Source organism: Nonomuraea sp. NPDC003804, from assembly GCF_040610675.1.
GTDB lineage: Bacteria > Actinomycetota > Actinomycetes > Streptosporangiales > Streptosporangiaceae > Nonomuraea.
In genome coordinates, this window is sequence record NZ_JBEXMT010000045.1 from 42,530 (window position 1) to 62,394 (window position 19,865).

A 19,865-nucleotide genomic window follows, 5' to 3' on the forward strand; every position below is an offset into this window, starting at 1 on the left:
ATTTATGTCGGATATGCCGTTCAGGGGATTCGAGCAGCTCACCGGGCGGGCCTTCGGTGCCGGCACGGACGCGTGGCCCCCCAGGCATCCCAGCGTCCAGCGGGTCGACGTGGGCAGGCTGCTCAGCGAACCGGCCAGGGTCCTGCTCGCCCGCGCGGTCGAGACGGCGGCCCACCGCGGCGCGACCGACCTGGACGAGCTCGACCTGCTGGCCGCCGCCACGCAGGACGAGCCGGCACGCGGACTGCTGTCGGCCGCCGGCGCCGATCTCGGCAAGCTGCGCGACCGCATCGAGGGCATGGCCCGCGGCGCGACACCGGGCGAGCCGCCCGCCGCCCTCTCCCCCGCCGCCAAGCGGGCCGTTCTCGACGCCCAGCGCATCTCGCGCGCCCTCGGCGCCTCCTACATCGGCCCCGAGCACCTGCTGCTCGCGCTGGCCGCCCATCCCGACTCCGCCGCCGCCCGCCTGCTGGCCGAGCAGGGGCTCTCGCCCGGCGACCTGCGGCAGGCGGCCATCGGGCGCCCGGCGGCGGACGTCACCGGCGGGACGGGCGGCACGCCCGCGCTCGACGAGTACGGCAGGGACCTGACGGAGGCGGCCAGGCAGGGCGACATCGACCCCGTCGTCGGCCGCGAGGAGGAGATCGAGCAGGCCATCGAGGTGCTCTCGCGCCGTACCAGGAACAACCCCGTCCTCATCGGCGAGCCGGGCGTCGGCAAGACCGCCGTCGTCGAGGGCATCGCCCAGCGCATCGTCAACGGCGGCGTGCCCGACACGCTGAAGGACCGCCGCGTCATCGCCCTCGACCTGACCGGCCTGGTGGCGGGCGCCCGGTACCGCGGCGAGGTCGAGGAGCGCGTCAGGAAGGTCGTCGACGAGGTGCGCGCGCACGCCGACGGGATCGTGGTCTTCGTCGACGGGGTCCACACCCTGGCCGGCGCGGGCCCGGCGACAGGCAGCGAGCTCGCGGGCCCGGTGGGAGGCGGCACGGCCGCGGGCCCCGCGGAGGGCGGCACGACTGCGGCGGGCGTCCTCAGGCCGGCCCTGGCCCGCGGCGAGCTGCACGTCATCGCCGCCACCACGATCGACGAGTACCGCGCCACCCTCGAGAAGGACACCGCCCTCGAACACCGCTTCCAGCCGGTGCTCGTCCCCGAGCCGACCGTGGCGCAGACGGTGGAGATCCTGCGCGGCCTGCGCGACGCCTACGAGGCCCACCACCAGGTCCGCATCACCGACGAGGCGCTCGAGGCGGCCGCCACGCTGTCGGCCCGCCACATCGACGACCGGTTCCTGCCCGACAAGGCCGTCGACCTGATGGACCAGGCCGCCGCCAGGGTGCGGCTGCGCGCCCGTACGCCTCCCGCCGACGTACGCGAGCTGGAGGAACGGCTGGCGTCCCTGCGCAGGGACAAGGACCAGGCGGTCACCGGCGACGACTTCGACCGGGCCAAACAGCTCACGGCCGAGATCGAGGCCCTCGAACCCCGGCTGGAGGGCGCGCGCCACGACAGGGACGGCGTGCCCTCGGTCGGCGCGGCCGACGTCGCCGCGGTGGTCTCGCGCCGCACCGGCATCCCCGTCGCCCGGCTGACCGAGCACGAGCGCACCCGGCTCATCACGCTCGAACAGCGCCTGCGCGAGCGCGTCATCGGCCAGGACGAAGCCGTCACCGCCGTGGCCGAGGCGGTACGGCGGGCCAGGGCCGGCCTGTCGGACCCGCACCGGCCGATCGGCGGCCTGCTGTTCCTCGGCCCGAGCGGCGTCGGCAAGACCGAGCTGGCCCGAGCACTGGCCGAGACCCTGTTCGGCGGCGAGGACCACCTGGTGCGCATCGACATGAGCGAGTTCATGGAGCGTCACACCGTCGCCAGGCTGGCCGGCACGCCGCCCGGGTACGCCGGCCACGAGGAGGCCGGGCAGCTCACCGAGGCCGTCCGGCGCCGCCCGCACGCCGTCGTGCTGCTCGACGAGATCGACAAGGCCCACCCCGACGTGACCAACCTGGTGCTGCGCATACTCGGCGACGGCCGCCTGACCGACGGGCGGGGCCGGAGCGTCGACTTCACCGACACCGTCGTGATCATGACCAGCACCCTCGGTGCCCACCTCGTCATGGAGGGCGGCGGGCCGCTCAGCGAACGGTTCACGGACCTGTTGGCCTCGAGGCTCAGGCCCGAGCTGCTCAACCGCGTCGACGAGACCATCGTCTTCGCCAGGCTCGACGGAGAGCAGCTGCGCCAGATCGTCGACCTGCTGCTGGACAGGACCAGGCGGCGCCTGCGCGGCCGGGGCATCGAGCTGGCCGTCACCGACCAGGCCAAGGACTGGCTGGTCGAGCAGGGCTACCATCCCGAGTGGGGCGCGCGGCCGCTGCCCCGGGCCGTGCGCAGGGAGCTCGACAACAGGCTGTCGACGCTGGTGCTGAGCGGCCAGGCGGGGCAGGGCGACACCGTGCGGGCCGACGTGGAGGGCGGCGAGCTGCGGCTGCGGGTGCTCGCCGCCCACGGCGCGGACGGCCGGCGCCCGGACCTCTAGGAGGCGGGGCGGCGGCGCAGGCGGGAGTCGGTCAGCGCGGGCGGCTGCCAGCCCCGGTCGCCGGGGTTGAGCGTGACGCCCGGCGGGACGATCTCGTCGATCCGGTCGAGGACGTCGTCGCTCAGCTTCACCTGCGCGGCGGGCAGCTGGCTGTCCAGGTGCGCCATCGTCCGCGGGCCGATGATGGCCGAGGTCACCGCCGGGTGCCGCAGCGTGAACGCCAGCGCCAGCTCGATCAGCGTCCGCCCCGCCTCCTCGGCCAGCCGCGCCAGCGCCTCGACCACCTCCAGCTTGCGCTGGTTGGCCGGCAGCGCCAGGTCGTAGCGCTCCGGCAGGCGCTCGGCCCTGCGCGAGCGCGGCGGCTCGGCGCCCTTGCGGTAGGCGCCCGTCAGCCACCCGCCGGCCAGCGGGCTCCACACGATGGCGCCCATGCCGTAGCTCTGGACCACGGGCAGCACGTCGGCCTCGATGCCACGCACCAGCAGCGAGTAGGGCGGCTGCTCGCAGGCGAACCGTTCGAGACCGCGCCGCTCGGCCGCCCAGTGCGCCTCGACCAGGTGGTGGGCCGGGAACGTGGAGCTGCCCAGGTAGCGGATCTTGCCCTGCCGTACCAGGTCGGTCAGCGCGCCGAGGGTCTCCTCGATGTCGGTGTCGGGGTCGGGACGGTGGATCTGGTACAGGTCGATCCAGTCGGTGCCCAGCCTGCGCAGGCTGTTCTCGACGGCCTGGAAGATCCAGCGCCTGGAGTTGCCGCGCTGGTTGGGGCCCTCGCCCATCACGCCGTGCACCTTGGTGGCCAGCACCACCTCGTCGCGCCTGCCCGACTTGGCCAGGGCGTGGCCGACGAACTCCTCCGACTGGCCGGCCGAGTAGACGTCGGCGGTGTCGATGAAGTTGACGCCCGCGTCGAGGGCACGATCGATGATCCTGGCCGACTCCTCCACCGACGGCTCGCCCCACCCGCCGAACATCATGGCGCCGAGGCACAGCGGGCTGACTCTGAGACCGGTTCTGCCGAGTACGCGGTATTCAGTCACTCTCCCTAGAGTGCCCGAACGGCTTCGGCGATGGGCACCTCGCCACGCACCAGCTCCAGCGTCCTGCCGACCGTGGCCGGCGCGTCGAGCAGCGCCACCACGACCGCGGCCACGTCGTCGCGCGGCACGGTGCCCCTGGCCACCGGCGGCGGCGCCAGCAGGACCCGGCCCTGCCCCTCCTCGTCGGTCAGGCCGCCGGGCCGCAGGATCGTCCAGTCGAGGTCGCGCCCGCGCAGGTCGGCCTCCGCGGCGGTCTTGGCCGCGATGTAGGCCGCCCACACCTCGTCGGAACCCGCGGCGGGCGGCGCGCCCGCGCCCATCGAGGAGATCTGCACGAACCTGCGCAGGCCCGCGCGCTCGGCGGCCTCCGCCAGCAGCACCGAGGCGGCCCTGTCGACGGTGTCCTTGCGGGCCGCGCCCGACCCCGGGCCCGCGCCCGCGGCGAACACGGCGGCGTCGGCGCCGTCGAGCACCCGCGCGACCTCCTCCGCGCTCGCGCCCTCCAGGTCGCAGACGACGGCCTGCCCGCCCGCGGCCGCCACGTCGGCCTGGTGGCCCGGGTTGCGGACCAGCCCGACGGCCTGGTCGCCCCGCTCGGCCAGCCTCCGCGCCAACCGCAGCGCGATCTTCCCGTGTCCACCCGCGATCACCACACGCATGCCTCCAGCGTGTCACACGGGTGTAGTTGACGCAGTCAGGCCCCGCTCCGCGGGGTCCTGGGCAGGCGTGGTGAGAATGGGCAGATGGACTACACCGAGCCACCGGGCCCCGCCTTCCTGTTCGACCTCGACGGCACCCTGATCGACAGCGTCTACCAGCACGTCATCGCCTGGCGCAGCGCCCTGTCGGGGATGGGCATCGACCTCTCGGTGTGGCGGATCCACCGCAGGATCGGCATGAGCGGCGGCCTGTTCGTCACCGCGCTGCTGAGGGAGACCGGCATCACCCTCAGCCAGAACCAGATCGACGACCTCCAGCGGGCCCACGCCGACACCTACACCGAGCAGGTCGACTCGGTCAGGCCGCTGCCCGGCGCGGTGGAGCTGCTGCGCGAGCTGACCGCGCGCCAGGTCCCCTGGGCCATCGCCACCAGCGGCTACGCGCGGACCGCCCGGCTGGCGCTGTCCATGCTCAAGCTGCCCGACGACACCCCGATGGTCACCCGCGACCTGGTACGGCGCGCCAAGCCCGACCCCGACCTGTTCCTCGCCGGAGCGGCCCTCCTCGGTGTCGACCCGCACCACGCCATGGTCGTCGGCGACAGCGTCTGGGACTTGCTGGCCGCCAGGAGGGCGGGCGCGCTGGGCGTCGGCCTGCTGTCGGGCGGCTACGGCAGGGACGAGCTCGAGCGCTCGGGGGCCTTCCGCGTCTACGCCGACCCGGCCGACATGCTCAACCGGCTCGACGAACTGGGCGTACGCCTGAGGGAATAACCGCGCACCGCCAAACCGATCACGTGAAGGATGCGTATCTCCGCAAGAGGAGCTGACATGGATCTGGCAGACATCGGCGTCACCGGACTTGCCACGATGGGCCGCAACCTGGCCCGCAACTTCGCCCGCCACGGCTACGCGGTCGCGGTGCACAACCGTTCGCACGGCCGTACCGAGGCGCTGGTCAAGGAGTTCGGCGGTGAGGGCACCTTCCTGCCCGCGGAGGACATGGCGGCCTTCGTCGCCTCGCTCAAACGACCACGCAGGGCGATCATCATGGTGAAGGCGGGCGCGGGCACCGACGCCGTCATCGACCAGCTGGCCGACCTCATGGAGCCGGGCGACATGATCGTCGACGGCGGCAACGCGCACTTCGAGGACACCAGACGCAGGGAGGCGGCGCTGCGCGAGCGCGGCATCCACTTCGTGGGCGCCGGCATCTCGGGCGGCGAGGAGGGCGCGCTGCTCGGCCCGAGCATCATGCCGGGCGGCTCCCGCGAGTCGTACGAGGCGCTCGGCCCCATGCTGGAGGACATCTCCGCCAAGGTCGAGGGCGTTCCCTGCGCGACCTACGTGGGCCCGGACGGCGCCGGCCACTTCGTGAAGATGGTGCACAACGGCATCGAGTACTCCGACATGCAGCTCATCGCGGAGGCCTACGACCTGCTGCGCCAGGCGCTCGGCGCCTCCCCCGCCGAGCTCGCCCAGGTGTTCCGCGACTGGAACGAGGGTGACCTCGGCTCCTACCTCATCGAGATCACCGCCGAGGTGCTCGACCACGTCGACGCCGAGACCGGCCGGCCGTTCGTGGACGTCGTGGTCGATCGCGCCGAGCAGAAGGGCACCGGCCGCTGGACCGTCCAGAGCGCGCTCGAACTGGGCATCCCGGTCACCGGCATCGCCGAGGCGGTCTTCGCCCGCGCCCTGTCCGGCCACCCCGAGCAGCGCGCGGCCGCCCGTGACCTGCGCGGCCCCGCGCAGGCCGGCGTCGCGGGCAAGGAGCTGATCGAGGACGTACGGCAGGCGCTGTACGCCTCCAAGATCGTCGCCTACGCGCAGGGCTTCGACCAGATCGCGGCGGCCTCGAAGGAGTACGGCTGGAACGTCGACCTCGGCGCGATGGCCACGATCTGGCGCGGCGGCTGCATCATCAGGGCGCGCTTCCTCGACCGGATCCGCGCCGCCTACGACGCCGACCCGGCGCTGCCGACGCTGCTGGCCGACGAAGGGTTCGCGGGCGCGCTGGCCGCCGCGCAGGACGCCTGGCGGCGGGTGGTGTCCACGGCCGTGCGGATCGGCGTGCCGACGCCCGGGTTCTCCTCGGCGCTGGCCTACTACGACGGCCTGCGCAGGGACCGGCTGCCGGCCGCCCTCGTGCAGGGGCTGCGCGACTACTTCGGCGCGCACACCTACCACCGGGTCGACAAGGAGGGCGCCTTCCACACCGACTGGTCGGGAGACCGGGCCGAGCACCCGGCGTGAGCGCCTTTACGTTGTAGATTTCTAGCCCCGCAGCGTCCGAGCTGCGGGGCTTTTTGTGGTCTTCCACGTCTTTACCCCGCGTCCTGTAGGAGTGGAGGGGTACGAGCCCGATGTAACGGCGAGCACCGACGTCCCGCTGGAGTGGCGTGCATGGACAGAGGGTCACCGGTGACTACGGTGGGCTTCCGGATGCTTGCCGTCAGGGGACGGGCACGTGAACGTCAGGTGATCACGGACACCCGGCGGCGGGGCGGCTACGGAAGACGGGTGGGAGACTTGGCCGGAGTCGGACGCGGTGGGGCCGTGCGTGGGCACGCCCGTGACGGTCTTCAGCACGGCGGACAGGTGTGCCGACGGGGAACCGGCGCACGAGGGCGACAGGGTGCGGGACATCGCGGTGCCGGACGCCGACCTGCTGGCGGCCACGCACCGCTGCCACTATGTCGTCTTACTCAACGGCTCAGGTGTGATTTACGCCCTCCTGGGACGCATCACGATCACCGAGGACCGCGACCGGACGGGGAACGTCGACGGATTCCCTGTCAGCATGGTCGCCAGGCGCAGTACGGACGCGGGTGCCGGCTGGCACGACTTTCCCATCACGGTCGACGTGCCGCCCAACAGCCGGCGTGTGGTCGTCGACGGGAAACCGATCAAGCACGACGGGGCGTGGCTGCTGCCGTACTGGCGGTGGACCTGCGGCGGGACGCGGGCAGGAGTGCTCCGCTCGACGGGCCCGCGGACCTGACGCCCGGGCGGATCGGCGCAGCCGCCGCCGGGCATCGGGGTGGAGGAACCCCGGGTGACGCCTTCCCAGGAGGGCGGCCTGGCGATGGCGGCCAGGGCGCTCGACCTGCGGGGCGGCACGTCCCCGGAGGACAGGGACGCGAGGTCCCGTGCCCACGCGGCCTACGCGGTGGCGTCGACGAGCGCGGACGGGGGGCTCACCTGGGCACCGATGACCTTGGACCCCCAGCTCCCGAATTATTACGTTAAAGGCTTCTTTGCCATGGATGGCGGGGCCGCGTGATGACACGCCGGGCAGGGAGCTGACGCCGGATGCCGATGGTGATCGTGCTCGCGGTCGCGATGCCCACCGGGCCGTCGTCCTGCGCCAGAACGGCCACAACCTCCACCTGACCAGGACCGCGTCGCTAGTCGGTCTGGCCGTAAGCTTCGATCTCCTCGCGTTCCTGGGACGTGAGCTCGCGGGGCACCTCACCGCGCACGCTCTTCTCGCGTTGGACGCGGTGGCGGATGTCGTCGACGATCTCCGGGTTGGCCAGCGTGGTGATGTCGCCGACGTCGGCGAAGTTGGAGATGGAGGCGATGACCCGGCGCATGATCTTGCCGGAGCGGGTCTTGGGCATGTCGGCGACGGTCCACACGTTCTTCGGCCGCGCGATCTTGCCGATCCGGCTGTCGATCGCGGCGACCACCTTGTCCTCGATGTCCTTGCTGGCCGCGATGCCGGGTTTCAGGGCGATGTACATCTCCACCGCCCGGCCGCGCAGCTCGTCCATGACCGGGACGGCCGCGGCCTCGGCGATCTCCTCGACCGTGAGGGCCGCGGACTCCAGCTCCTTGGTGCCCAGCCGGTGGCCGGCCACGTTGATGACGTCGTCGATGCGGCCCAGGATGCGGAAGTAGCCGTCGGCGCCGAGCGTGGCGCCGTCCCCGGCGAGGTACGGCCAGTCGTGCCAGTCCTTGCTGTCGGTGTCGGCGCAGTACTTGGCGTAGTACAGCTCGACGAACCGTTCCGGCTGGCCCCAGATGGTCTGGAAGATGCCCGGCCACGGGTTACGGATGCAGATGTTTCCGGCCTTTCCGCTGCCTGCTTCGACCACGTTGCGATCCTCGTCGTAGATCACCGGATAGACACCCAGCACCCCCGGTCCGCAACTGCCCGGCTTCATGGGATGTACGGCCGGCAGCGTGCTGCCGAGGAACCCGCCGTTCTCCGTCTGCCACCAGGTGTCGACGATGACGGCCTGGCCCTTGCCGACGACGTCGTGGTACCAGCGCCAGACGTCCGGCTCGATCGGCTCGCCGACCGTGGTCATGTGCTTGAACCGGTAGTTGTACCTGAGCGGCTCGTCAGGGCCGAGCTTGCGCAGCATCCGAATGGCCGTCGGCGCGGTGTGGAAGATCGTGACGCCAAGGCGTTCGGCGATGCGCCATGGGCGTCCCGGATCCGGATATGTCGGCACGCCTTCGTAGACGACACTGGTGGTCCCCAGCGACAGCGGGCCGTACACGATGTAGGAGTGGCCGGTGATCCACCCGATGTCGGCCATGCACCAGTACGTGTCCTCGGGGTGGATGTCCTGGTAGTACTTCGAGGTGCCGGTCACGTAGGCCAGGTAGCCGCCGGTGCTGTGCTGGCAGCCCTTCGGCCGGGCGGTGGTGCCGCTGGTGTACATCAGGAACAGCGGCGCCTCGGCGGGCATGGAGACCGGCTCCACGAGCGAGCCGCGGTAGTCGCCCATGACCTCGTCGACGAAGAAGTCGCGCCCTTCGATCATCGCCGCCTTGGAGGCGTACTGCCCGCGCCGCCGCCGCCAGACGAGCACCTTCTCCACCTCGACGCCCAGCTTGGCCGCGGCCTCCACGGCCTCGTCCGCCTTGGACTTGTGGTCGACCAGCTCACCGTTGCGGTAGTAGCCGTCCATCGTGACCAGGATGTGGCTGCCGGAGTCGGCGACGCGGTCACCGCATGCCGTACCGCTGAACCCGCCGAACACCTCCGAGTGGATCACCCCGAGGCGGGCGCAGGCCAGCATGGAGACGGGCAGCTCAGGCACCATCGGAAGGTGGAAGGTGACCCGGTCGCCCGTCTTGAGGCCGCAGAAGTCACGCAGCAGCGCGGCGAACTCGTTGACCCGCTTGTACAGCTCCTGGTAAGTGACGGCCTGTGGGTCCTCGGACTCGGGTTCCGGCACCCAGATGAGTGCGGCCTTGTTGCGATCCTTGGCCAGATGCCGGTCCACGCAGTTGTAGGACGCGTTGAGCCGGCCGCCGACGAACCACTTCCAGAACGGCGGGTTGCTGGTGTCCAGCGTGGTGTGCCAGTAGGCGTCCCAGTCGAGCAGATCGGCGTATTCCTTGAAGCACTCGGGGAAACGCTCTTCTGCGAACCGGTCGAAGATGGCCGGATCCGCGGCGTTGGCCTGGGCGATGAAGGTCGCCGGGGGCTGGTAATAGTCCTCTTCGCGCCAGTGGACGGCGATCTGGGCTTCCGAGGGATTTTCTGCCGTCATCGCGGAACCCTCCGCTATGTCAAGAGTGTGACCGATCAGCCGCCACGATCCGTGTCGTCAGTCGTCCTCCAGCCAGCCCGCGCAGACGCCGAACTCGTGCAGCGCGGCGCTGATCTCCGCCTGACGGGCGAAGGTAGACGTATCGGCCAGCGAAAGCGATTCCCAACACAGCCTGTCCGTCAATGCCAGGGCTTGCACGGTCACCGCGGTCAGCGCACTGATCGGTTGTGTCTCGGCCTCGTGCCGCAGCAGGCCTACCGCCCGCGCAGCCGCCTCGCTCGTGGTGGCGGCCCCCAACCGTCCCAAGAGCTGCGACAACTCGCCCGCGAGATACTGCTGTGTCATCTCGGCCGCACCTCCCAGAGTCTGGGAGGTGCACATCGTAACTCCGCCGGCCGATCGGCGACTACCTGCGCTCTGGCAGGAATTCGCGTCGTCCTGTCCAGCGCGGGCGAGCCGTCCCTTGTCTTGCCGCCGTGGGCGGGCGGGGCGATCCCGCCGGCCCCCCTTCTGGCTGCCTCAGTGGGGCAGGACGGGGTGGCGGCGGGAGGGAGCAGGCAGGAGGCCGGCGTGGTGGAGTTGGTCGCGAGCGGCGGCGATGGCTTCGGGGGTGGTGGCGAAGACCCGGCCTGCCTGATCGAGATGGGCGATGACGCCAAGGGCGTGCAGGGGCTGATGGTGGCCGTCGCGGATGCCGGAGACATAGACGGTGATGCCCCGGCGTTGCAGGCGGTCGATGGCATCGCCCAGGACCAGGGCGCCGCTGGCGTCGATGGTGGTGACGCGGGACATCCGCAAGATCACCACGGAGACGTCGGCGACCTCCGACAGCTCCAGCAGGAAACGGTGCGCGGCGGCGAAGAACAGCGGCCCGTCCAGCCGGTAGGCGACGATGTGCTCGGCGAGCAGGGCGTGCTCGTCTTCGGTGTGGTCGCCGGGCAGGTCGTGGGCGATCGGCATCTCATCGAGGCGGACGTCACGGGCGACGGCGCGAAGAGCCAGCGCCCCGGCCACGGCCAGGCCGACGATGACGGCCTGGACCAGGTCGAGCGCCAGCGTCGCGATCGCGGTCAGGACCAGGACCACGGCGTCGCCGCGGGTCGAGCGCATCATCGCCTTGATCGAGCCGACCTCCACCATGCGCACCGAGGTGGCCAGCAAAACGCCGGCCAGCGCGGCCAGCGGAATCTTGGCGACCAGGTCGGCGGCGGTGAACACGATGACGGCCAGGATGCCCGCGTGCGCCAGGGCGGCCAGCCGGGAGGAGGCGCCGGAGCGGACGTTGACCGCGGTGCGGGCGATGGCGCCGGTGGCCGGCACCCCGCCGAACAGCGGCGCGACGAGGTTGGCCAGACCCTGTCCGAACAACTCCCGGTCGGGGTCGTGCCTGTGGTTGACGCTCATGCCGTCGGCCACCGCGGCCGACAGCAGCGATTCCAGCGCGGCCAGGGCGGCGACCGCGATCGCCGGGGCGATCATCGAACCCAGCGCGCCCACCTCGAGGAAGGCCAGCGACGGTGCGGGCAGCCCGGCAGGCAGGTCGCCGATCCGGGCCACCGGCAGGCCGGCCAGCTCGACGACGAGGGTGGCCACCGTGACGGCCAGCAGCGAGAACGGCAGGGTCGGCCGCCAGCGTGCGCCCAGCAGCATCGTCGCCGCCACGGCCAGCGTGAGCGCCGGCGCCCACCAGCGTGGATGGGCGAGGAAGTCCTGGACGGCCTGCCAGGACACGCCGATGACCTTGTCCCCCTCCGGGGCCGGCACGCCCAGCGCGGCCGGGATCTGCTGCAGGCCGATCACGCAGGCGATGCCGACGGTGAAGCCCTCCACCACCGGCGCCGGCACCAGCGCCATGTACTTGCCCGCGCGCGCCAGCGCCAGCGCGAGCAGCAGCAGCCCGGCCAGCACGCCGACCGTCAACACCCCCGAAGCGCCATGGGCGTGCATGATCGGCACCAGCACCACCGTCATCGCGCCGGTCGGCCCCGACACCTGCAGGCCGGAGCCGCCGAACAGCGCCGCCAGCGCCCCGGCGACCACCGCGGTGGCCAGCCCGGCTTCGGCGCCCAGACCGGAGGAGATGCCGAAGCCCAGCGCCAGCGGCAACGCCACGATCGCCACTGTGAGCCCGGCCAGCAGATCACGCCGGGGATGGCGGCCCATCGCGGCCAGCTCGCCACGTTCGGGCAGCACAGAACGGAGGCGGGCCCAGGCGGCCGGCAACAGGGAGGTCACGAGGCGCCGGCCTCCGCCTGCATCAGTTCGCTCAGCAGCTCGTTCTGCCCCGACAGCTTGTGCGTCAGCAGTTGGCGGGCCGCGCGCAGCAGCTCGGCCACGTCCCCGCCGGCCAGGGCGTAGACGACGGTGGAGCCGTCGCGGTGCGCGCTGACCATACCCGAACGGCGTAGCACGGCCAGATGCTGCGACAGCCCGGTCGGCTCGACCTCGATGGCCGCCAGCAGGTCCCGCACCGGCTTCGGCCCGTCTTGCAACAGCTCGAGCACCCGGATCCGGACCGGGTGGCCCAGCAGCCGGAACAGCTCCGCCTTGGCCTCATACAACGGCACCGACATCACAGCCCGCTCCCCCCGGCCGGATCAGCCTCACCTTGCCCGGCCTCGGACGAGCCGATCGTTATGCCGTGCGTGCGCGCCAGCCGTGTCACGTGCTCCCATTCGGCTTCGGCCAACGCGAGCGCGTCGGCATCATCGCCGTGGCGGGCCGCCTCCAACGCCGCGCTCGCCCGGCGTGCCCGCTGTCTGACCGCCGCAGCGAAAGACCCGCTCACAGCACCCCTATCCGTCGAACCGTCTCGAAGTCCACTCCATAATGTAATGGATTGCGAACATTCGCAATTCGCGAAGTAGATGGGGCCGATCCGTCGCCGACAGCGCGACCTTGGCCGGCCTGCGCCGGAGCGACCATGTACGGGGAGTCGACCTCCACCACTCCCAGGCGGCGATCACCGTTGCCGGGCCTGTCGACCAGACAGCTCGCCACCCGGATCGGCGCCGAACGGCCAGGTCGCCAAGGGAGCCATGGAGATCCGCCAGGCGTATGAGCGCTTGCTCGCCGATGCGCCCACTTCTGCCCCTGGCCAACAGCAGCCCACGCCGCGTAGCGGCGACCTGGCGCTCACCTCGGTACGCCTGCCCGGCGGCGGTGTCACCGTCGAGGTGGCTCCTCGGCAGGATGACGGCACATAGTTGTGGGTGATCGACCAGCCGGGCCTTCTGCCGTAAAGGCTGATCGGAATCGGATCGCCGATCGCGAGGCCGGCCATCGCTGCCGGCATGACCCGCGCGGCGAGCCTGCCGCCATCGTCCAGACCACCCGGCCAGCACGTCGGCTGTCTCCGTCGTCGCAAGGCACGGTCGCCGGGTCGGCGATGACCGTCACCCATGCGGAGCAGGGACGTGCTCGCTGTCGGCACGGCGAAGAATGCCCCCGAGGTTATCCACAGAACCGGATTCCAAAACGCCGCGCTCCGCCCCGCCGACGACAATCTAGGTATGCGATTCGGCGTGCTCGGCCCCACGGAGGTGTTCGGCGTCCCCGTGCGGGGCGCCAGACTCAGCGGCCTGCTCGTGCTCCTGGCGCTGGAGGCGGGGCGGGTCGTGTCGGTCGAGCGCCTGATCGGCGACATCTACGGCCCGGCGGGCACGATCAACGCGCTGCAGTCGCAGGTGTCGCGGCTGCGTGCGGTCGTCGGCGTGCCGCTGGAGCTTGCCGCGGCCGGCTATCGGCTGGTGGTCGATCCGCTGGAGGTCGACGCGTACCTGTTCACCCGCCTGGTCGCCGACGCCAGACGGGCGCCCGGCCCCGCCGACCGGTCGCGGCTGCTGCGCCAGGCGCTCGCCCTGTGGCGCGGTCCCGCGCTCGCCGACGTGCTGGACCTGCCGTTCGCGGGGGGCGAGGCGGCCCGGCTGGAGGAGCTGCGGCTCGCGGCGCTGGAGGACAGGCTGGAGGCCGATCTGCTCGAGGGGTCGGTGCCCGTGGGCGAGCTGGTGTCCGAGCTAGGCGGGCTGGTCATGCGTCACCCGTTGCGCGAACGGCTCCGCGGGCAGCACATGCGGGCCCTGGCGGCGGCGGGCCGCGGAGCCGAGGCGCTGGAGGCCTTCGAGGACGCGCGCCGGACGCTGGCCGACCAGCTGGGCGCCGACCCCTCACCGGCGCTGGCGAACCTGCACCTCAGCCTGCTCCGCGACACGCACGCCCCCGGGCACCGCCGGCCCGCGGCCGACCGTCCCGAGGCTTGGGCTCCCGCGAGCGAGGCTGCCTCCTTCCCGGGTGCCTCACCCGCTGTCGCCACCGGAGCAGCGCCCCCGAACGCCTGGGTGACGGCGGCACCCCCCTCGGGCGGGCCCGCCCTCCCCGGCACCTCGGCCCTGCGCCCGCGCGGCCCACGGCCGCAGCGCACCAGCTTCGTCGGCCGCGACAAGGAGGTGCTGCTGGTGCGCGAGCTGCTCGGGGAAAGCCGCCTGGTGACGCTCAGCGGTCCCGGCGGCGCGGGCAAGACGCGGCTCGCGATCGAGGCGGCAGCGGGTCTCGGCGAGGTCTGCTTCGTCGAACTGGCCCCGCTGCGCCCCGGCTCCGACGTCGCGGCGGCCGTGCTCACCGCCCTCGGCCTCCCGCACACCCACACCGAGCCGCCGCGCCCGCTGACCGTCCCCACGATCCAGCCGCCCGCCGACGCGCTGGTGGCCGCTCTCGCCGGCCATGCCGTCACGCTGCTGCTGGACAACTGCGAGCACCTCGTGGAGCCCGCCGCCCTGCTGGCCGACCGGATCCTCGCCGAGTGCCCGGGCGTGCGGATGCTGGTCACCTCCCGCGAGCCGTTCCACATCCCCGGCGAGCAGGTCCTGCCGGTCCCGCCTCTCCCCCGGCCGCTGCACGACCTGTCGCTGGCCGAGGCGCGCGAGCATCCGGCCGTGCGGCTGCTGGCCGACCGGGCGGCTGCCGTACGCCACGGGTTCGCCGTCACCGACGCCAACCTGCCCTCCGTGCTGCGTATCTGCCGCGCCCTCGACGGCCTGCCCCTGGCCATCGAGCTGGCCGCGGCGCGGCTGCGCGCGCTCACCCCCGAGCAGGTGGCCGCCCGGCTCGACGACAGGTTCCGCCTGCTGACCGGCGGCAGCCGTACGGCGCTGCCCCGCCATCGCACGTTGCGCGCCGTGGTCGCCTGGAGCTGGGACCTGCTCGACCCGGCCGAACGCGAGCTCGCCGCCCGCCTGTCGGTCTTCGCCTCGGGCGCGACCGCGCACACCGCCGAACGCGTCTGCGGCGGCGACCTCGACCTGCTGACCGCCCTGGTCGACAAGTCGATCCTGCAGGCCGACGGCGGGCGCGTCAGGATGCTGGAAACCGTCCGGGCCTTCTGCGCCGAACGGCTGGCCGAGACGGGCGAGGAGGAGCGGGTACGGCAGGCGCACGCCGAATGCTTCGCCGCCATGGCCGCCGCGGCCGAGCCGCAGCTGAGAGGCCCCGACCAGCTGCGTCGCCTGGCGGAGCTCGGCGCCGAACACGACAACCTGCGCGCGGCGCTGCGCTGGACGATCGACACCCGCAGGGTCGAGCCGGCGTTGCGGCTGGTGGCCGACCTGTGGATGTACTGGTGGCTGCGCGGCATCAGGCACGAAGGCGCCGCCGTGTCGGCAGAGGTGCTCGACCTGGTGGGGCCCGAACCACCGCCGAGCCTGGTGGAGGAGTACATCGTCTGCTCGCTGCAACTGGCCGCGGGCGGCAAGCCGGGCACGCAGGAGCTGCGCGACATCCTGGCCAACGCCGAGCGCCTGGCCGGCGGGCTGTCCCAGCCGCCGCGCAACCCGCTCGTGGCCATGGTCAGGCCCTACCCGTCGATCGCCGAGGGCGACTACACCACGATGCTGCCCGCGCTGCTGGCGGCCACCACCGCCTCCGACCCGTGGACCAGGGCCTTCGCCAGGCTGCTGGTCGGCTACCTCCGTCTGGGCGCGGGCGAGGTCGACGCGGGCGAGCGCGAGTTGCGCATGGCGCTCGACACCTTCCGCGTGGCCGGCGACCGGTGGGGGGTGGGCCAGGCGATGCTCCAGTTGTCCGAGCTGGCCGGCTGGCGCGGCGATCACGCGGTGGCCATCGCGACGGCCGGTGAGGCGCTGGAGGTGATCGCGCCCTTCGGCGCCGCGGAGGACACGGCGCTCGTGCTGTCGCGCAGAGGCGCCGAGCTGGCCCGCGCGGGCGACCTGGAGGCCGCGCGGGCCGAGCTGGAGCGGGCCGTCGCGATGGCCGGCCGGCTGGAGGTGTCTGAGGCGGTGGCCGTCGCCACCTACGGGCTGGCGGAGGTGGCACGGCTGGCAGGCGACGAGGAGCAGGCCGCCGCGCGCTACGCCGCCGCGCTGGCCCACTGCGAGGCGCACTGGCTGGGCGCCAACGAGACGCGCGGGCGCATCCTGATCGGGATGGGACGGCTGGAGCGCTCCGGCGCCACGTTGCGCGAAGCGCACGACCTGCTCGTCGCGGTGCTCGACCTGCCGGGGGCGTCGGGCGCGATCGAGGCGATGGCCGAGCTGACGCTGCGCGAGGGGGCGGCGGCGCGGGCGGCGTTCCTGCTCGGCGCGGCGGTGTCGCTACGCGGGGTGTGCCTGCCCGACGCGCCTGATGTGGCGCGTACGGCCGCTGACGCGCGCGGCGAGCTCGGCGACACGGCATTCGACCGGGCGTATCGACGCGGGCGCGAAACGCCTCGCGACCAGATCCCCGACGCGCTGCCCTACTGATCGGCCCCCGGAATTGGACCGGCCTGCCCGGCTGCGCCCACCTGCCCAAGCGCCGCGCCCGGAGGCCGGAGATCCTCGGCCTGGACATCGCCGGTCTGGACCTGTCCGACAAGCGCGCCCGCGTGGGCAGCGGGTCATAACCCCGATGCTCGGGTCTTGAGGTGGGTCTTGTAGTCGCGGCCGTGCGTGTCGCTCAGCGGACCGGCGTTGTCGACGCCCCGCCCTCGGCCCCTTCCCTGATCTCAGAAGCGACTTCGGGCACCGGCACTCTCAGAGGTTCGCCGCGTCGTCTCCGGCATCGTGCCGCACGACGGATCAACTCTCCGCGCGACAGACGGTGTTCCTGGGCGGCACGCGGGAGTCGATGAAGTACCGGTTGGCGTGCGCGATCGTGCACGGGTCACCCGTGTGGTACAGCCCGTGCCCAGACCCTTCGAAGCGGATCGTGCCCGATCCCGGTACCCGGAGGGCGAGGTCGGCGGTGTCCGCGTAGTCGGTCCACGTTCCGGCGCCGACGAACGGCGGCAACCGATCCGCGGGAAGAGGAGCGGCGGGGTTGCGGACCGGTTCCGGCCAGCCCACGCAGCCCAGTGGGTGCCACAGTTCGTTACCGGACAGGTGCGGCGCGATCCGGTCGCCCAGGGCCCGCAGGCGGCGGTACTCGGCGTAGTCGCGGTAGCCGATTCCGTCCAGGCAATGGGTCATGTTCATCCCGACGGTCGAGGGCGGCTTCAGGCTGCCCAGCGTTCCCGCCTTGACGTAGTCGGAGAATCCGGTGGCGTCCCCCTTTTCCGCCCGCCTGATCGCCTGGGCCAGTTCCTTCCACCGGGCGTTGTCCTCGCCGGGCGTGACGATGTCGGGCATGGCGGCCACGGTGATGTCGAAGCCGCTGTAGACGACGCCCTTCTCGGCGGGCACGGGAGAGCGGTCGGCCGCGAAGCGGAGTTCGTTCCAGGCCGTGCCGACGTCGCGTCCATACAGCGCGCAGGCGGAGTCGTGCGCGCACCACTGGGAGAAGCGGGTGAACTGCGCCTCCATGAGGGTGTATCGCGCCCGATCCCCCTCGCTCTTGCCCCGGAGCGTGTTGACGATCCCGTCCAGGTACATCGCTCGTACCCGGCTGGGGAAGAGCCTGGCGTAGGCGATTCCGGGGACACCTCCGTAGGAGGTGGCCATGAAGGTGAACTGCCGCTCGCCCATCGCCGAACGGATCGCGTCGATGTCGCGCGCGAACGAGGCGGAGTCGAGGTGAGCGAACAGCTCGGGGTCGGCGGCTCGGCAGCGCTCGGCGGCCGCCCGGTTCGAGCGGGCCAGCGCGGCCCACTCGCGCTCGTTGTCCGCCGTGGTGATCCACGGGCCGGTGGTGAGGCAGTCCTGGTCGAGGACGCCCAACTCGACGCCGTTGCGCGGCAGGAGGCTGACGACGTCGAAGCTGTCGCGGATCTGGGCGAAGCTGCCCGCGTGCCGCTCGAGGTCCTGCACTCCGGATCCGCCGGGTCCGCCGGGGATGGAGAACAGCACGCCGATGCGGTGGCGCCTACCGGTGTGGGGCAGCATCGCGAGGGGGAGCGTGATCGTACGGCCCTGGGGTTCGGCCCAGTTGACCGGGACGCGGATCTCACTGCAGAGCATCTTGCCGCAGGGCTTCCACGCCAAGGTGGATGTGGGAGAGGCGGCGGCCGATACGGATGTGGCACCCACCAGGACGATGGTGGCGGCCGAACCTGCCAGCAGCGGCCGGATGCGGTGTCCGCGCAGCGCGATGGCGACTACCGCGGCGGCCAGGGCGGCCACGGTGTAGGCGGCCAGCAACGCGCCCGCGGCGATCGGGCTGAGCAGACCGTCGGCCGCGATCTGGGCGGGCAGAGCCCCGACGAGGTACGCGCCGATCTGGTAGCCGAGCGGACGCGGCAGTGTCTGTGCGGCGACGGGCAGGATCAGCAGCAAGGCCGTCAGCGTGACCAGGGTGCCCGCCGTGGAACGGATCGCCGTGCCGAGCCCGAGCCCGATGAGCGCGACCAGCGGCATCGAGGCACCGGTGATCAGCAGCCCCGCCAGGACGCCGGGCTCGGACAGGGAGGCGCCGAGCGTCTCCCCGCCCAGCAGAACCGTGTCCGCTCTGGTGCCGAGGACAGCCATGGTGGCGGCGTACATGCCGAAGACCAGCACCTGCCCCGCGACCAGGCTCACGGCCACCAGGACCGGGACCTTCGCGAGGAGGAAGGTGCGGCGGGCCGGGACGGCTGTCAGGCTGGTGCTGATGTGGCCCGTGCCGTACTCGGTGGTGACGGACAGCGCACCGAGCGCGCCGATCACGAGGTGGGCGAAGGGCAGCCCGGTGCCGAGCCCGTCGCCCAAGCTGTCAAAGCGCCGCAGGTCCGCCCCCTGCTGGTTGTCGAAGCCGCGCGCGACCAGGAAGGCCACGCCCGCGCTGAGGCCCACCGCGGCCAGCGAGGAGATCAGCAGGTAGAGGTTGGCGCGTAGCGTTCTGAACTTCAGGAACTCCGCCGCGATCGCGTCCATCATCGTGTCACGTACTCCCTGCTGTCGTCGGTCAGCTCCATGAACGCCTCTTCCAGGGAGGCCTCGCGCGGCGTGAGCTCGTACAGCGCGATGCCGTGGGCGAAGGCCAGCTCACCGATGCGCCTGGCCTCGAGCCCGGTCACCGCCAGCCCGTCCTCCGCCCGCACGACGCCCCCGTCGGCCCGCAGGACCATCGCCAGCGCCGCAGGGTCGGCGGCGCGAACGAGCACGTCGCGCCGGTACCGCTCGGCGAGCGCCGCCGTGGCCGTGTCGGCGATCAACCGGCCGCGCCCCACCACCACGACGTGGTCGGCGGTCATGGCCATCTCCGCCATCAGATGGCTGGAGACGAGCACCGCCCGGCCCTCCGCGGCCAGCGCGCGCATCAGCTCGCGGATCCACCGCACACCCTCCGGGTCCAGCCCGTTGACCGGCTCGTCGAACATCAGCGCCTCCGGGTCGCCAAGCAGCGCCACCGCGATTCCGAGCCGCTGCTTCATGCCGAGAGAGAACTTCGCGATCCGCTTGCCCGCCACGGATGTCAGCCCCGCCCGATCGAGCACTTCGTCCACGCGGGCCAGGCCGATGCCGTTGCTGCGCGCCACGCACGCCACGTGCGCTCGTGCGGTGCGGCCACCGTGTACGGCTCCCGCATCCAGCAGCGCCCCCAGCGTCAGCAGCGGGCGCTTGAGCGAGGCGTAGGGCCGCCCGGCGACCAGGGCGCTGCCGGCCTGCGGGGCCTCCAGGCCGAGGATGGCCCGCATCGTGGTGGACTTACCGACTAACTGATTAAGGCGTATCTTTGGAGTAGAGAGGGGCACTGGCCAGGGCGAACG

The 19,865-nt window shown here is 72.3% G+C and carries 15 protein-coding genes; 7 read left to right on the forward strand and 8 right to left on the reverse strand.

What is annotated here, in order from left to right; all coding sequences use genetic code 11:
* The first annotated feature begins 13 nt into the window (after window positions 1-13).
* On the forward strand, window positions 14-2,539 hold the full coding sequence (locus tag ABZX22_RS41040) for an ATP-dependent Clp protease ATP-binding subunit (RefSeq protein WP_354921284.1): 2,526 nt from the start codon (window positions 14-16) through the stop codon (window positions 2,537-2,539).
* Here the strand turns inward: ABZX22_RS41040 and ABZX22_RS41045 are convergent.
* Both ABZX22_RS41045 and ABZX22_RS41050 read right to left on the reverse strand, forming a co-directional pair.
* On the reverse strand, window positions 2,536-3,576 hold the full coding sequence (locus tag ABZX22_RS41045; protein WP_354921287.1) for an aldo/keto reductase: 1,041 nt from the start codon (window positions 3,574-3,576) through the stop codon (window positions 2,536-2,538). The genes ABZX22_RS41040 and ABZX22_RS41045 overlap by 4 nt on opposite strands.
* Before the next feature lie 5 nt (window positions 3,577-3,581).
* Window positions 3,582-4,235 carry an NAD(P)H-binding protein gene (locus ABZX22_RS41050; protein ID WP_354921290.1) on the reverse strand — a complete coding sequence of 218 codons (654 nt, stop codon included), beginning with the start codon at window positions 4,233-4,235 and terminating at the stop codon, window positions 3,582-3,584.
* An 84-nt stretch (window positions 4,236-4,319) separates the two neighbouring features.
* On the opposite strand from ABZX22_RS41050, the gene ABZX22_RS41055 reads away from it, so the two are divergent.
* From ABZX22_RS41055 to ABZX22_RS41070, 4 genes are all read left to right on the forward strand, one after another.
* Window positions 4,320-5,009, forward strand: a complete 690-nt coding sequence (locus tag ABZX22_RS41055) for an HAD family hydrolase (protein WP_354921293.1) — start codon at window positions 4,320-4,322, stop codon at window positions 5,007-5,009.
* Between the two features lie 57 nt (window positions 5,010-5,066).
* Window positions 5,067-6,491, forward strand: coding sequence for an NADP-dependent phosphogluconate dehydrogenase (gndA, locus tag ABZX22_RS41060; RefSeq protein WP_354921296.1), 1,425 nt, complete (start codon window positions 5,067-5,069; stop codon window positions 6,489-6,491).
* 307 nt (window positions 6,492-6,798) lie between these two features.
* Window positions 6,799-7,239 carry a hypothetical protein gene (locus ABZX22_RS41065; protein WP_354921299.1) on the forward strand — a complete coding sequence of 147 codons (441 nt, stop codon included), beginning with the start codon at window positions 6,799-6,801 and terminating at the stop codon, window positions 7,237-7,239.
* Window positions 7,240-7,293: 54 nt separating this feature from the next.
* Entirely contained in the window at window positions 7,294-7,521 is a 228-nt protein-coding gene (locus ABZX22_RS41070) for a sialidase family protein (RefSeq protein ID WP_354921302.1), read from the forward strand.
* Window positions 7,522-7,645: 124 nt separating this feature from the next.
* Here ABZX22_RS41070 and acs read toward each other — a convergent pair whose 3' ends face one another.
* The 4 genes from acs to ABZX22_RS41090 all read right to left on the reverse strand — a co-directional run bounded on the left by acs (window position 7,646) and on the right by ABZX22_RS41090 (window position 12,324).
* Complete coding sequence (gene acs / locus ABZX22_RS41075) at window positions 7,646-9,751, reverse strand: acetate--CoA ligase (RefSeq protein ID WP_354921305.1); 2,106 nt, start codon at window positions 9,749-9,751, stop codon at window positions 7,646-7,648.
* Between the two features lie 57 nt (window positions 9,752-9,808).
* Entirely contained in the window at window positions 9,809-10,096 is a 288-nt protein-coding gene (locus tag ABZX22_RS41080) for a hypothetical protein (protein ID WP_354921308.1), read from the reverse strand.
* 174 nt (window positions 10,097-10,270) lie between these two features.
* The gene (locus ABZX22_RS41085; RefSeq protein WP_354921361.1) at window positions 10,271-11,914 is read right to left on the reverse strand and encodes a SulP family inorganic anion transporter; all 1,644 of its coding nucleotides are present in this window, start codon (window positions 11,912-11,914) and stop codon (window positions 10,271-10,273) included.
* A gap of 68 nt (window positions 11,915-11,982) precedes the next feature.
* Window positions 11,983-12,324, reverse strand: coding sequence for a metalloregulator ArsR/SmtB family transcription factor (locus tag ABZX22_RS41090; protein ID WP_354921311.1), 342 nt, complete (start codon window positions 12,322-12,324; stop codon window positions 11,983-11,985).
* 465 nt (window positions 12,325-12,789) lie between these two features.
* Here ABZX22_RS41090 and ABZX22_RS41095 point away from each other — a divergent pair, with 465 nt between their 5' ends.
* Complete coding sequence (locus tag ABZX22_RS41095) at window positions 12,790-12,957, forward strand: hypothetical protein (RefSeq protein ID WP_354921314.1); 168 nt, start codon at window positions 12,790-12,792, stop codon at window positions 12,955-12,957.
* Between the two features lie 306 nt (window positions 12,958-13,263).
* A complete protein-coding gene (locus ABZX22_RS41100; RefSeq protein WP_354921317.1) occupies window positions 13,264-16,506 on the forward strand; it encodes a BTAD domain-containing putative transcriptional regulator in 3,243 nt (1,080 codons plus the stop codon).
* Between the two features lie 315 nt (window positions 16,507-16,821).
* Here ABZX22_RS41100 and ABZX22_RS41105 read toward each other — a convergent pair whose 3' ends face one another.
* Together ABZX22_RS41105 and ABZX22_RS41110 are read right to left on the reverse strand one after the other, a co-directional pair.
* Window positions 16,822-19,032: an alpha/beta fold hydrolase gene (locus ABZX22_RS41105; protein ID WP_354921320.1), complete on the reverse strand. Its 2,211-nt coding sequence runs from the start codon at window positions 19,030-19,032 to the stop codon at window positions 16,822-16,824.
* Entirely contained in the window at window positions 19,029-19,850 is an 822-nt protein-coding gene (locus ABZX22_RS41110) for an ATP-binding cassette domain-containing protein (RefSeq protein ID WP_354921323.1), read from the reverse strand. Before ABZX22_RS41110 ends, ABZX22_RS41105 begins: the two co-directional genes overlap by 4 nt.
* Between the last annotated feature and the right edge of the window lie 15 nt (window positions 19,851-19,865).

Excerpts from the sequence above, each read along its gene's own strand:
- ABZX22_RS41100 (WP_354921317.1), top strand. The coding sequence starts at position 13,264 with ATGCGATTCGGCGTGCTCGGCCCCACGGAGGTGTTCGGCGTCCCCGTG.
- ABZX22_RS41040 (WP_354921284.1), top strand. The coding sequence starts at position 14 with ATGCCGTTCAGGGGATTCGAGCAGCTCACCGGGCGGGCCTTCGGTGCC.
- ABZX22_RS41095 (WP_354921314.1), top strand. The coding sequence starts at position 12,790 with ATGGAGATCCGCCAGGCGTATGAGCGCTTGCTCGCCGATGCGCCCACT.
- ABZX22_RS41055 (WP_354921293.1), top strand. The coding sequence starts at position 4,320 with ATGGACTACACCGAGCCACCGGGCCCCGCCTTCCTGTTCGACCTCGAC.
- gndA (WP_354921296.1), top strand. The coding sequence starts at position 5,067 with ATGGATCTGGCAGACATCGGCGTCACCGGACTTGCCACGATGGGCCGC.
- ABZX22_RS41085 (WP_354921361.1), bottom strand. The coding sequence starts at position 11,914 with ATGGGCCGCCATCCCCGGCGTGATCTGCTGGCCGGGCTCACAGTGGCG.
- ABZX22_RS41090 (WP_354921311.1), bottom strand. The coding sequence starts at position 12,324 with ATGTCGGTGCCGTTGTATGAGGCCAAGGCGGAGCTGTTCCGGCTGCTG.
- ABZX22_RS41050 (WP_354921290.1), bottom strand. The coding sequence starts at position 4,235 with ATGCGTGTGGTGATCGCGGGTGGACACGGGAAGATCGCGCTGCGGTTG.
- ABZX22_RS41080 (WP_354921308.1), bottom strand. The coding sequence starts at position 10,096 with ATGACACAGCAGTATCTCGCGGGCGAGTTGTCGCAGCTCTTGGGACGG.
- acs (WP_354921305.1), bottom strand. The coding sequence starts at position 9,751 with ATGACGGCAGAAAATCCCTCGGAAGCCCAGATCGCCGTCCACTGGCGC.
- ABZX22_RS41105 (WP_354921320.1), bottom strand. The coding sequence starts at position 19,032 with ATGATGGACGCGATCGCGGCGGAGTTCCTGAAGTTCAGAACGCTACGC.